At 71.7% G+C, this 11,916-nt stretch carries 12 protein-coding genes; 2 read left to right on the forward strand and 10 right to left on the reverse strand.

Annotated features, from left to right (window positions below):
• Positions 1-117 precede the first annotated feature (117 nt).
• The 3 genes from ACFWBD_RS13295 to ACFWBD_RS13305 form a co-directional block, all read right to left on the reverse strand.
• On the reverse strand, positions 118-894 hold the full coding sequence (locus tag ACFWBD_RS13295; RefSeq protein ID WP_385666411.1) for an ABC transporter permease: 777 nt from the start codon (positions 892-894) through the stop codon (positions 118-120).
• The gene (locus tag ACFWBD_RS13300; protein ID WP_385666413.1) at positions 891-1,919 is read right to left on the reverse strand and encodes an ATP-binding cassette domain-containing protein; all 1,029 of its coding nucleotides are present in this window, start codon (positions 1,917-1,919) and stop codon (positions 891-893) included. The genes ACFWBD_RS13295 and ACFWBD_RS13300 overlap by 4 nt, the downstream gene beginning before the upstream one ends.
• A gap of 163 nt (positions 1,920-2,082) precedes the next feature.
• Positions 2,083-2,706, reverse strand: coding sequence for a PadR family transcriptional regulator (locus ACFWBD_RS13305; protein ID WP_385666415.1), 624 nt, complete (start codon positions 2,704-2,706; stop codon positions 2,083-2,085).
• A gap of 238 nt (positions 2,707-2,944) precedes the next feature.
• On the opposite strand from ACFWBD_RS13305, the gene ACFWBD_RS13310 reads away from it, so the two are divergent.
• Positions 2,945-4,495: an amino acid permease gene (locus ACFWBD_RS13310; RefSeq protein WP_385666417.1), complete on the forward strand. Its 1,551-nt coding sequence runs from the start codon at positions 2,945-2,947 to the stop codon at positions 4,493-4,495.
• 97 nt (positions 4,496-4,592) lie between these two features.
• Here the strand turns inward: ACFWBD_RS13310 and ACFWBD_RS13315 are convergent, their stop codons facing one another.
• On the reverse strand, positions 4,593-5,174 hold the full coding sequence (locus ACFWBD_RS13315; protein WP_385666419.1) for a GNAT family N-acetyltransferase: 582 nt from the start codon (positions 5,172-5,174) through the stop codon (positions 4,593-4,595).
• Between the two features lie 69 nt (positions 5,175-5,243).
• On the opposite strand from ACFWBD_RS13315, the gene ACFWBD_RS13320 reads away from it, so the two are divergent.
• Entirely contained in the window at positions 5,244-6,215 is a 972-nt protein-coding gene (locus ACFWBD_RS13320; RefSeq protein ID WP_385666421.1) for an RluA family pseudouridine synthase, read from the forward strand.
• A gap of 21 nt (positions 6,216-6,236) precedes the next feature.
• On the opposite strand, the gene ACFWBD_RS13325 is transcribed toward ACFWBD_RS13320, so the two are convergent.
• From ACFWBD_RS13325 to ACFWBD_RS13350, 6 genes are all read right to left on the reverse strand, one after another.
• Positions 6,237-7,745: a cytochrome P450 gene (locus ACFWBD_RS13325; protein ID WP_385666423.1), complete on the reverse strand. Its 1,509-nt coding sequence runs from the start codon at positions 7,743-7,745 to the stop codon at positions 6,237-6,239.
• A 74-nt stretch (positions 7,746-7,819) separates the two neighbouring features.
• On the reverse strand, positions 7,820-8,440 hold the full coding sequence (locus tag ACFWBD_RS13330) for an ATP/GTP-binding protein (protein ID WP_351762450.1): 621 nt from the start codon (positions 8,438-8,440) through the stop codon (positions 7,820-7,822).
• Positions 8,421-8,843, reverse strand: coding sequence for a DUF742 domain-containing protein (locus ACFWBD_RS13335; protein WP_385666426.1), 423 nt, complete (start codon positions 8,841-8,843; stop codon positions 8,421-8,423). Before ACFWBD_RS13335 ends, ACFWBD_RS13330 begins: the two co-directional genes overlap by 20 nt.
• Positions 8,840-9,247 carry a roadblock/LC7 domain-containing protein gene (locus tag ACFWBD_RS13340; protein WP_385666428.1) on the reverse strand — a complete coding sequence of 136 codons (408 nt, stop codon included), beginning with the start codon at positions 9,245-9,247 and terminating at the stop codon, positions 8,840-8,842. Before ACFWBD_RS13340 ends, ACFWBD_RS13335 begins: the two co-directional genes overlap by 4 nt.
• Positions 9,244-10,872 carry a sensor histidine kinase gene (locus ACFWBD_RS13345; protein ID WP_385666430.1) on the reverse strand — a complete coding sequence of 543 codons (1,629 nt, stop codon included), beginning with the start codon at positions 10,870-10,872 and terminating at the stop codon, positions 9,244-9,246. Before ACFWBD_RS13345 ends, ACFWBD_RS13340 begins: the two co-directional genes overlap by 4 nt.
• 302 nt (positions 10,873-11,174) lie before the next feature.
• Positions 11,175-11,801, reverse strand: coding sequence for a TetR/AcrR family transcriptional regulator (locus tag ACFWBD_RS13350; protein ID WP_385666432.1), 627 nt, complete (start codon positions 11,799-11,801; stop codon positions 11,175-11,177).
• Positions 11,802-11,916: the final 115 nt, after the last annotated feature.

The raw sequence follows: 11,916 nt of genomic DNA on the forward strand, positions 1-11,916 counted from the left end.
CCGACCGGCGACGGCCGCCGTGGTCCCGGAAGCGGCCCGCACTCGTGGCGCGGGCCGCCCCTGCGACCCCATGAGGCCAGCTCCTACGACTCCGCAGGGGCCCGCCCCGGCTCGCTGCTACACCGACCGCTGGTACGACCGGAACGTCCTGATCGAGAGCCACACCGCCGCCGTCGCGAGCGCGAGGAGCGCCCCGCCGCGCAGGAGCACCGCGCCCCAGTCGGGGTCGGCGGACAAGGCCGAACGGCCCGCGACCATCGCCCAGTCCAACGGGTTGAAGCGGGCCACCTGCCGTATCCAGCCGGGCATCCGGTCCGGCGCCATGAACGCGCTGGAGAGGAAGGTCAGCGGCAGCAGCAGGAACGTGTTGACGCCGATGATCGACTCCCGCTCCCGCACCAGCATGCCCAGGGCGTTGGACAGCGCCCCGAAGACCGTGCCCAGCAGCACCGAGGCGACGACCAGGACGACGACGCCCACGGCCCCGCCCGGGTACTCCGCACCGCCCGCCAGGCCGAGCAGCACGATGACGGCCGACTGGAGAGCGGTGACGATGCCGTTGTGGACGACATTGCCGTTCATCAGCGCGGCCCGGCTGGCCGGAGTGGTCAGAAACCGGTTGAGGGTGCCGCGCTGGATCTCCTCCAACGTGCCCATGCCCGCCCACAGGTTGGAGGCGAGCGCGCTCATCACGACCACGCCCGGCACCAGGTAGTCGAGGTAGGAGGCCGTGCCGAAGCCGCCCAGCGACACGACGTTCCTGAAGAGGCTGCCGAACAGGAACAGCCAGATCACCGGCTGGATCAGCGTGATCACGGCGTACGCGGGCTGGCGGGCGAACACCATCAGCTGGCGTTGCGTCATGTACCAGGTCTGGACGATCGCGGTACTCATCGCGCACCCCCGGTGACGACGAGGGCGTCGGCGGCGACGGTCCCGCTCTCGGCCTCGGCCTCGGCGTAACGGCGGCCCGCGTACCGCAGGTAGACGTCGTCGAGGGAGGGACGGGCGACGAGCGCGGTGGCCACGGCCACCCCGGCCCGCTCCAGGGCGCCGAGCAGCGCGGGCACCGCGGCCGCTCCGTCCTCGGCGCGGACGCTGACCCGGGGCCCGTCGCACACCACCTCGTGGACACCCGGCAGCCCGCCCAGGGCACTCTCCAGCAGTGTGCGGCCGCCCTCGCCCGGCGCGGAGCGCAGCTCCACATGCACGGCGTCACCGCGGAGTTCGCCCTTGAGGGCGTCGGGAGTCCCCGTGACGACGATCCGGCCGCGGTCGACGATGGCGACGCGCTCGGCGAGTCGGTCGGCCTCCTCCAGGTAGTGCGTGGTGAGCAGGATGGTCAGCCCCTCCTCACCGGCCAGCCGGCCGATCTCGTCCCACATCGCGGTGCGGGCCTGCGGGTCCAGACCGGTGGTGGGCTCGTCGAGGAAGAGCACCTCGGGCCGGTGCACCAGGCCGAGCGCGACGTCGAGCCGGCGCCGCATGCCGCCGGAGTAGCCCTTGACCGGGCGCCGGGCGGCCTCGGTGAGCGCGAAACGTTCGAGCAGCTCGTCGACGCGCCGGTCGAGGGCGGCGCCCCGCACCCCGTAGAGCCTGCCCTGGAGGCGGAGGTTGTCGCGGCCGGTGGCGACCGGGTCGGCGCCGGAGTTCTGGGCGACCACGCCGATCGCGCGGCGCACCCGGTCCGGGTGGCGCAGCACGTCGTGCCCGGCGACGGTGGCCGACCCGGAGTCGGGGCGGGCCAAGGTGGTGAGGATCTTGACGGTGGTGGACTTGCCGGCGCCGTTGGGGCCGAGCAGCCCGAAGACGGTACCGGGCTCGACGGTGATCTCGAGGCCGTTCAGGGCGGTGACGCCACCGGGGTAGGTCTTGACGAGTCGACGCGCCTCGACCGCGGGCGCGCGGGTGTTGCTCATGACGGTGCTCCTTCGTGAGCGGACAGGACTGCTGATCCGCGTGAAGAGCGCCGGGCTATCCTGGGTGTGCCGCACCTCGATGGCCCGGAGCCGCCTCACGGCGGATTCCGTTCGGGGTTGGGACCCCGGCGGAGCTGCTGCAACAGCGCTGCCGGGGTCGTTCTCAAGAGGTGAATTCCGTCGGCAGCTCCCCCGTCTCGTGGAAACGCCGCCATTCCTCGACGCCGGGCAGTGAGCCCTTCCTTACCTCCTCGAGGAATCCGCCGACCCACTCGGCCTGCGCCTCGACCATGTGCAGCTGGTACTCGACCTCGACGAGGAAGAGCCTCGGCAGCGTCTCGTACAGCTTCTCGAGGGCGCCGCGGCCGCTGGCCACCTGGACCTCCAGCGAGCTCAGCCGGGTCTGCAGCAGGCGCACCACGTCGTCGGGAGGCAGCGCCGCCATCAGCGAGAGCGCCGTCTCGAAGATCGGGTACTCCTTCGCGGGGATGGCGATCAGATCGGACAGCCACTCGGCCATCTCCTCACGCCCTGCCTCGGTGAGCCCGTAGACCGTGCGCTCGGGGCGGTTGCCCTGGCGTTCCACACCGGTCACCTCGACGAAGCCGTACTTCTCGAGGTTCTGCACGACGGTGTAGAGCGAGCCGTAGTTCGTCTTCGTACTGGTGTCCTTGCCCTGGCTGCGCAGGGTCTGGGCGATCTCGTACGGATGCATCGGCTTCTGCCAGAGCGTCGTCATCACGGCGAGCGCCAGCGGATTGCTGAGCTTGCGGCGTTTCCTCGCCACGACGACCACCTCGCTCCCCGACCTCGGGTTCGCTTCCGAATATCCGTAGCCGAACATATCGCGAGTTCCCCGCCACCCGCAATAGACGCGATGTAACGCGTTCGAGTGAGGTGTGCGAGGACGTGAGGACTTGGGCCCGCCCCGGACACGGCGGCGTGACGCGCACGAAACAGCGCGTCCCTAATTTCTGTCGCCCGACAGGAATCACGTTCCCTCTGGGCCCAAGGCAGGTTCCGCCGTGACGACAACAGCCCCTTCCGACGTACGCCCCGACCCGCCGCACTCCCCCGACGCGGGCGACGGCTCCCTCGCCGAGTTCGGCTACCGCCAGGAACTGCACCGCAGCCTGGGCCGGTACGCCTCGTTCGCCGCCGGGTTCTCCTTCATCTCCGTCCTGACGACCGTCTTCCAGTTCTTCGGCTTCGGTTACGCCTTCGGCGGCCCGGTCTTCTTCTGGGCCTGGCCGGCCGTGCTGATCGGTCAGCTGCTGGTCGCCGCGTGCTTCGCGGAACTGGCGGCGCGCTACCCGATCTCGGGCGCGATCTACCAGTGGTCGTCACGGCTGTCGACGCCCTCGTTCGGCTGGTTCGCCGGCTGGATCATGGTGATCGGGCAGATCGTCGTGGTCGCCGCGGCCGCGCTGGCGCTCCAGATGGTGCTGCCGGCGATCTGGTCGGGCTTCCAGCTGATCGGCACCGGCCCGGCGCCCACCTCACCCGACGGCGCGGCGAACGCGGCGCTGCTCGGTGTGCTCCTGCTGGCGCTGACCACGTTCGTGAACGTCGTCGACAACCGTGTGATGTCGGTGATCAACCGGGTCGGCGTGACCGCCGAGATCATCGGCGCGGTACTCATCGTCGTCCTGCTGCTCACCCACTCCGAGCGCACCCCGACCATCACGTTCCACACCGAAGGGGCCGCGCAGAACGGCCTGTTCGGGGCGCTGCTCGTCGGCTCGTTCACGGCCGCGTACGTGATGATCGGCTTCGACAGCGCGGGCGAGATGAGCGAGGAGACGCACAACCCCCGCCGTACGGCGCCCCGCACGATCCTCACCGCGCTCGGCGCGGCCGGTCTCCTCGGCGGGCTGATCGTGCTGGGCGGGCTGCTGGCCGCGCCCAGCCTCACCGACGGACGCCTGGGGGTCGAGGGCCTCGGCTACGTCCTCACCAGCAGCCTCGGCGACGGGGTCGGCAAGGGGCTGCTGGCGGACGTGGTGGTCGCGATCGCGGTGGCGACGCTCGCCATCCAGACGGCGGCCTGCCGGATGCTGTTCTCCATGGCCCGCGACGGACAGCTCCCGTTCTCCGGCCGCCTCGCGCGCGTGAACCCCCGCACCGGCATGCCGAGCGCCCCGGCGCTGATGGTAGGCGTCCTCGCGGCGGCCCTGCTGCTGCTCAACTTCGCCTCACCGGACGCCTTCCTGGCCATCGGCACGACCTGCATCGTGATGCTGTACCTGGCGTACGCGATGGTCACCGGCCCGCTGCTGGTGCGCCGACTGCGCGGAGAGTTCTCCTCGGCCGGCACGGACGAGACGGGCGCCCGCCTGTTCTCCCTGGGCCGCTGGGGCGTCCCGGTGAACGCCCTCGCGCTCCTCTACGGGCTGCTGATGACGGTCAACCTGGCCTGGCCGCGCGCGGCGGTGTACGACCCGGCGGGCGGCCACTGGTACTTCCAGTGGTTCACCGTGCTGTTCCTCGGCGCGACGCTCACGGCCGGCGTGGCCTTCCGGTCCTATCGCAGGCGGGCCCCGGCCCCGGCCGTACCAAAGACGGCAGCCGCGTAAACGCCGCGGGGCAGGCCGAGCGGCCGCAAGGTAGCCCGGCCACCCCGGGCCGCCGGGCCGCCGGGCCGCCGGGCACGCGGCGTTCGGTGCGCCTCGCTCAGTCGCCCTGCACGCGCGCGTGGAGGTGCATGTCGTGCCAGCCGTCCTGGTGGAGGGCGGCGCTGCGCCGGGTGCCCTCCAGGAGGAAGCCGGCCTTGCCCGCGACCCGGCAGGAGGCCTCGTTGGCGGTGGCGTGCATCAGCTCCAGTCGGTGGAAGCCGATCTCGTCGAAGGCCCAGCGGGTGAGGGTGGTCGTGGCCCGGGGTGCGACTCCCCGGCCACGGGCCGCCCTGGTCGTCCAGTAGGCGATCTCGGCCACGCCCTCGGCGAGCAGGATGCCGCGCAGCGCCACGCGCCCGAGCAGTTCACCGGTGTCCGTGTCGACGACCGCCCACTGGGCGTTCCGCTCCTCCGCCCAGCTCGTGCGCCACTCCTCGATCCAGCCGGTGACCTCCTCCTCGGAGTCGGCGGCCCTGATGTGCCACTGGTGCATGGCCGGGTCCTGGAAGGCGGCGTACACGGCGGGGGCGTCCTCGGCCCGCCACGGGCGCAGGAGCAGTCCGTCGCCGCTGCGGAGCACGGGCTGCGGGGCCCCCGAGAGGGTTCCGGCGGGCAGGACGGAGCCTGCGGTGTAGGGCATGATCCGCATCCTGCCAACCGGTCACGGCCCGGACCAACGGGTTTTCCGGTCCCCGTAGGCTTGACCCCGATGAGACGCCGTACGCCTCCCCCGCCCTCCCCGCTGCCGCAGCGCGACGGGATCGATCCGGTGCGGGTGCGGTTGCCCGGCGAGGGCGCCTGGACCACTGTGCGGGAGCACCTGGTGGAGCGGCTGGGCGCGGCGCGCGCCGGGGTCGTGGACGCGATGCTGGGGGCCGGGCTCGTCGTCGGCGCCGACGGGCGGGCCGTGGCGCCGGACGCGGCCTACGTGCCGGGGATGTTCGTCTGGTACCACCGCGAGCTGCCGCCCGAGGTGCCCGTGCCGTTCCCGCTGGAGATCGTGCACCGCGACGAGCACATCGTCGTCGTCGACAAGCCGCACTTCATGGCCACCACCCCGCGCGGCAGCCATGTCACCGAGAGCGCGCTGGCCCGGCTGCGACGGGAGCTGGACATCCCCGCGCTCGGCGCCGCGCACCGCCTCGACCGGCTCACCGCCGGGCTGGTGCTGTTCACCGTGCGCCCCGAGGAGCGCGGCGCGTACCAGTCGCTGTTCCGCGACCGCCGCGTGCGCAAGGTGTACGAGGCCGTCGCGCCCTACGCCCCGGGGCTCGCCCTGCCCCGGACCGTGCGCAGCCGGATCGTCAAGGAACGCGGCGTCCTGGCCGCCTACGAGGTGGCGGGTGAGCCGAACGCCGTGAGCCGCGTCGAGCTCGTCGAGCACGGGGCGCGGGGACTCGGCCGGTACCGGCTGCTGCCCGCCACCGGGCAGACCCATCAGCTACGCGTCCACATGAACACGCTCGGCGTGCCCATCCTGGGCGATCCGCTCTACCCCGAGGTGGCCGCCGCCGTGCCGGCCGGCGACTTCCGGCGCCCGCTGCAACTACTGGCGCGGGAGCTGGAGTTCACCGATCCGGTCACGGGGACGGAGCACCGGCTGCGGAGCGGCCGGGTGCTCGAGGCCTGGACGTCGTACGACGGCTGGGCCGCCGCTCCGTCGGCGGGCGCCGCTCGGTAGCGCTCCGTCGGCGGCCGCCGCTCAGTAGCCGCGCCACCAGGACAGGAAGCGCCGCCAGGCGTTGGGCCTGCGGACCGGCCCCGTCGGCTGCGGGACGGGCGGCGCGGAGCGCGGCGCCGGTCGCGGCGCGGGCGCCGGAGCGGCCACCGGTTCGGGGGTGGGGGCCGGCGCGGGCCGCGGCTGCGTGCTCACCGGCGGCTTCAGGCGCTGCGGCGGGATCGGGGCGTGGCTCGGCTTGTGCTTGACGTCCTGCTGGTCCTTCGGCTCGAACCGGACCGGCAGCTCCACCAGGTGCCGCGAGGCGATCGACATCGTCCACCGCAACTCGTCCTCTTCACAGTCGAGTTGCACGTCCGGCAGCCGCATCAGCAGCGCGTCGACGCCGACGTCGGCGATGGCGCGGCCGATGTCCTGGCCGGGGCACTCGTGCGGGCCGCTGCCGAAGGCGAGGTGGGAGCGGTTGCCCTGCATGTGGGCGGACAGGTCGGGGCGGACCCGGGGGTCCACGTTGCCGGGTGCGGGCGCGAAGAAGAGACCGTCGCCCCGGCGGATGCGCTGACCGCCGAGCTCGGTGTCCTGCTTGGCGAAGTAGCCGAAGATGGTGCTGAACGGGGGCTCGTCCCACAGGGACTGCTCGACCGCCTCCGCCACCGTCATCTGGCCGCCGTTGAACTGGGCGAGGAAACGCGGGTCGGTGAGGACCATGCGCAGCGCGTTGGAGAGCAGGTTGACGGTGGCCTCGTAGGCGGCGAAGAGCACCAGGCGCAGATGCTCCCTGACCTCGTCGTCGGTGAGTTCCGCCGGGTGGCCGATGAGGTGGCTGGTGAAGTCGTCCTCGGGCTTGGCGCGGCGGCGGGTGGTGAGCCGGCCGAGCGCCCCGACGACGTACTCGTGGCTGGCGACCGCGGTCTCGCTGCCCTTGAGCGCGTCGCGGGCGGCGTGCACCATCTTGTCGTCGTACTCGTCGGGCATGCCGAGGACATGGCACATCACGGCCATCGGCAGGTGCTCGGCGAAGTCGCCCACCAGGTCGGCCCGGCCCTCTTCGCAGAAGCGGTTGACCAGGCGCTGTGTGGAGCGGTTGATGTAGCGGCGCACGCTGCGGTCGTCGATGGTCGCCATGGCCGCGGTGACCGCGCCCCGCAGCCGTTTGTGCTCGTCGCCCTCGGCGTGGGCGCAGATGGGCTGCCAGGCCATGTGCGGCATCAGCGGGTGGTCGGGCCTGACCTTGCCGTCCAGCATCTGCGACCAGATGCGGCTGTCCTTGGTGAACTGCGACGGGGTGCGCACCATGCGCAGGTTCTCGGCGTGCCCGAGGACCATCCACATCGGCAGGTCGTCGTGGAGCAGGACCGGCGCCACGGGGCCGTGCTCCTCGCGCAGCCGCTCGTACAGTTCGTTCAGGTCCTCCGCGCCGGGGCCGTAGAGGCGGGCCAGTCCGCCGGGGCCCCGGCCGTGCGCGGGGCAGCCGGCCGGCGGGTCCAGGGCGAGGTCGTGCGGGCCGGTCGGGGTGGGGTGTTCGGGAGTCACAGGGGGTCGCTCCGAAACTGTGCTGAATGTGGTGTGTGGGGAGGGGCTGCCGTGCGGTCGGTCGAGGCTGCGGATCAGGTGAGGCTGCGGGTCAGGGCCAGGGAGTGCAGGAAGCGCATGAGGGTCATCAGGACGTCGCGGCTGGAGGCGCGGCGACGGACGTCGCACTCCACGATCGGGATCTCGGGCGGCAGGTCGAGGGCCGCGCGCAGGTCGTCCATGGGGTAACGGGGCCCGTCGGGGAAGGTGTTGACGGCGACGACGAAGGGCACGCCGCCCTCCTCCAGCCGGCCCATGACCTCGAAGCTGACCTCGAGGCGGCGGGTGTCGACCAGGACGACCGCGCCGAGCGCGCCCTCGAACAGTCCGTTCCACAGGAACCAGAAGCGTTCCTGGCCGGGTGTGCCGAAGAGGTAGAGCACGACCTGCTCGGTGATGCGGATCCGGCCGAAGTCCATGGCCACGGTGGTGGCGGTCTTGGTCTCGGAACCGTAGTTGTCGTCGACCCCGATGCCCGCCTGGGTCATGGTCTCCTCGGTGGTCAGCGGCCTGATCTCGCTGACGGAGCCGACCATGGTGGTCTTGCCGACGCCGAAGCCGCCCACGATGACGATCTTCGCCGCGGCCGTGGTGGTGTGCGGCAGATGGTCCTCGGCCCGTGGGCCGGGGATCGTGTCAGAGCCGTTGAAGTCCATGCATCACCGCTTCGAGAAGGGAACGGTCGGGGAGCTGCTGCCGGACGATGGGGGCGCGTGCCTGTACGAGTTCGGCCGCCAGCATCTCGGTGAGCAGCACCGTCACCACGCTGAACGGCAGGCCGAGGTAGGCCGAGATCTCGGCCACCGACAGCGGGGCGGCGCACATCCGCAGCACCGCCGTCTGCTCCGGGGTGGCCGACGAGGGCGGTTCGGCGCGCGCCACGACTAACGTGACGAGGTCGACGGGTGCGCGCTCGCCGTCCGCGCCCGTGATGATGTACAGCCGCTCGGGGTTCTTGCCCTCCCCCTCGGCTCCCTCCTTCGAGTCCTTCGGGAGCGGTGGGGGCGACGGGGGCGGTTGCGGCAGGGGTTGTCGCCGGCGGCGTTGCGGAGGCGTCATACACTCTGCCCGTTGCGCCGGGGCGGACTGGTCAGGTGGGCGCCGATGCGGACCACCAGGTCGCGCATCATGCCGCTCATCCGACTGGCCTCGCAGCGCACGTCGGCGAGGACGGCGAGGTAGGCGTTGGCACCGGCCGACATCATGTAGAAGTAGCCGCCGCTCAGGTCGATGACGACCATGTCCATCTCGCCGGTGCTCGATTGGATCTCCTGGCCGACCGCGGCGGCCAGGCTCTGGAGGCCGGCACAGGCGGCGGCGACCCGGTCGGCGGCGTCGGGGTCGCCGGCGTAGCGGGCGATGCGCAGTCCGTCGGCCGAGAGGACCACGATCATCTCGATGCCGGGAACCCCGTTGTAGAGCTCCTTGAGCAGCCAGTCGAAGTTTTGGCGCTGCTGGATCACGTGAGGTCCCCTTCATCGTCGGCCTCGGGCTTGGCCTTGTCTTCGATCAGGTGCAGATATGCGGTGGGATTGCGGGTGAAGTCGGTGGGGTGCACGCCGGGCGGGGCCGCCTTGACCAGGCCCTCCCAGAAGGCCTCGAACGCCAGGCCGGGCTCCCGCTTCTTCTGGGGTTCCGGCTCGGGCTCGGGCCGCCGCTGTGCGAACGGGTCGGGCTGGCCCAGGCGCTCGGCCTCCTGAGCGGCGTACGCCTCGGCATAGCGCTGGGTGATCGGGATCGTGGTCTTGCTGCGGCGCTGCGGCAGACCCTGATCGGTCCACTCGGTGACCTCGGGCACCTCGTCGTCGGTCAGGGAGACTCCGGCCGGGATACGCGCGTTGGTGGGACGGCGCTTCTTGGGCGGGCGCTTGGGGCCCTCGCCGATCGTGCTCAGGTCGATCTGCGGTACGGCGGTGGCGCCGATGCCGTGCGCGAAGCCGGGGGCGGGATCGCAGGTCTGCATCTCGCTCGGCACGATGAGGACGGCCCGGACGCCACCGTAGGCCGAGGTACGCAGCGACACCTGGAGGTTGAACGAGGTGCACAGACGGCCGACGACCGCGAGACCCAGGCGCGGGGTGCCGCCGACGTCCTGGATGTCGACGCCCGCCATGGCCTGCTCCAGCATGCGTTCGGCCTTGGCGCGGGCCTCTTCGCTGAGGCTGACGCCGGCGTCCTCGATCTCGATGGCGATGCCGGTCTGCACCTCGACGGCGTTGACGTGCACCTTGCTCTGCGGGGGCGAGTAGCGGGTGGCGTTGTCCAGGAGTTCCGCGAGCGCGTGGAGGAGCGGCTCGACGGAGAGGCCGCGGATGTTCACCTTGGCGATGGAGTCCAGCTGGATGCGGCGGTACTCCAGGATCCGGGACATGGCGCCGCGCAGCACGCTGTACAGCGGGACCGGCTGGGGCCAGTTGCGGCCGGGCCGGCCGCCGCCGAGCACACCGATGGAGTCGGCGAGGCGGCCGATCAGCGACGTGCCGTGGTCGATGCGCAGCAGGTCGTCGAAGACCTCGGGGTTGCGTCCGTGGTCCTCCTCCATCTCCCTCAGTTCCGCGGACTGTTGGTGGACGATGGCCTGCATCCGGCGGGCGACGCTGACGAAGGAGCGCTGGGCCGAGTCGCGCAGGGACTCCTCGTGGTCCACGATGTCGAGGATCTTCCTGATCACGGCGCGCTGCGCGTCGTCGAGTTCGCGGAAGTCGGGATCACCCTCGCTGAAGTCGCGCATCACCTCCCTGGGGGAGTTTCCGGCCCGCAGCCATTCCACGGCGTTGGGCACGAACTCCTCGGCGAGGCGGCGGTTCTCCTCCGCGTGGCCGGCCACCCGGCGTTCCAGGTACCCGACGCGCTGGTCCCGCTCCGCGCGCAGCTCCCGCAGGCGCCGCCCACGGCGCACCGACTCGGCTCCCGCCGCGATCACCAGGAGGGTGGCGACGGCTCCGCAGACGCCGACGGCGAGCCGGGCCTGCGTCGCCACCAGGGCGACGGCGGCTCCGGTCGCCGCGGCCATCAGTATCGCCGGCAGCAACAGCACGCGCGCGTAGGGAAGTTCTCGGCGACCGGGTGGGGACTGAACACTCACCATGTGGGCACCCTCTGTAGGGATCTGTCGGCATCTTCGGGAAGTTTGGGAACAAGCGCACGAATACGCCTCAACTCGGTGCGCCGCGGGCGAGCTTAGTCCGACCGGATCATCGCTGTGTCATATTCAGCAACTGCCTGAAACCGCTTCCGCACGTGGAGTAACCTCGGCTCATTTACACGCCGGGCATTCGATCGAACACGGTGCGTTACGCCGTACGGACGTGCGAAACAGTTCACCGGGACGGATGAGACGAGCGCCCATGAACGGTTCGGGCGGTGTTCGGTCCCCGCGATGCGCGGTGTTCAGTTCCCCGCGATGCGCAGTGCCGCGTCGGCGGTGGCGCGGGCGAACTCCGAGACCGAGCGGTCGGGATCCGAGCGGTGCACGAGGATGACGCCCTCGATGAGACCGAAGACGAGGTCGGTGCGCAGATCCAGCGCGCTCTTCGCGAGCGCGCCGCCCGCCACCGTGGCGGCGATCAACTGACGGTAGGTGTCCTTGAGTTCGGCGCGCACGGCATGGAAACCGGCGAACCGCTCGGTGCGCACCTCGGGCAGCAGATAGAGGCCGCCGAGGTTGTGCGAGCCGCCGCACAGCAGCTCGACGTCGGTGCGGCACAGCTCCCACAGCCGGTCCTCGGCCGTCCGCCCGTCGTCCGCGAGCAGCTCACGGGCGTACGTCAGCGAGGGCGTGACCGTCGACTCCAGCAGCGCGGCCAGCAGCTCCTCCTTGCCGGAGACGTAGTGGTACATGGAGGCCTGGCGCATTCCCGCGCGTTCGGCGACGGCCCGGGTGGTGGTGGCGGCGTAGCCGCGCGTGGTGAACAACTCCGCGGCGGCTACGAGGAGTTCGGCGCGCGGCGCGAGCCCGCTGTCCGGGCGCTGCGCGGCCCGTGGGCGGCCCACTCGACGTCCGCTGCTCGTCCCCATGCGTTCGATCCTCGCACACGGCCCCGGACGGCGATCTCCGGGCGATCCGGCGAGGGCGACCGGGTGAGGAGTCGGTAACCGTCCCGCAACCGGCGGGCAACGGCGGCGACCCGCC

The organism is Streptomyces sp. NPDC060002 (genome assembly GCF_042737245.1).
Classification (GTDB): Bacteria; Actinomycetota; Actinomycetes; order Streptomycetales; family Streptomycetaceae; genus Streptomyces.

Bases quoted from the DNA above. Each gene is read 5' to 3' on its own strand.
- ACFWBD_RS13345 (WP_385666430.1), bottom strand. From the start codon at position 10,872: ATGGTGAGTGTTCAGTCCCCACCCGGTCGCCGAGAACTTCCCTACGCG.
- ACFWBD_RS13330 (WP_351762450.1), bottom strand. From the start codon at position 8,440: ATGGACTTCAACGGCTCTGACACGATCCCCGGCCCACGGGCCGAGGAC.
- ACFWBD_RS13315 (WP_385666419.1), bottom strand. From the start codon at position 5,174: ATGCCCTACACCGCAGGCTCCGTCCTGCCCGCCGGAACCCTCTCGGGG.
- ACFWBD_RS13295 (WP_385666411.1), bottom strand. From the start codon at position 894: ATGAGTACCGCGATCGTCCAGACCTGGTACATGACGCAACGCCAGCTG.
- ACFWBD_RS13320 (WP_385666421.1), top strand. From the start codon at position 5,244: ATGAGACGCCGTACGCCTCCCCCGCCCTCCCCGCTGCCGCAGCGCGAC.
- ACFWBD_RS13335 (WP_385666426.1), bottom strand. From the start codon at position 8,843: ATGACGCCTCCGCAACGCCGCCGGCGACAACCCCTGCCGCAACCGCCC.
- ACFWBD_RS13300 (WP_385666413.1), bottom strand. From the start codon at position 1,919: ATGAGCAACACCCGCGCGCCCGCGGTCGAGGCGCGTCGACTCGTCAAG.
- ACFWBD_RS13350 (WP_385666432.1), bottom strand. From the start codon at position 11,801: ATGGGGACGAGCAGCGGACGTCGAGTGGGCCGCCCACGGGCCGCGCAG.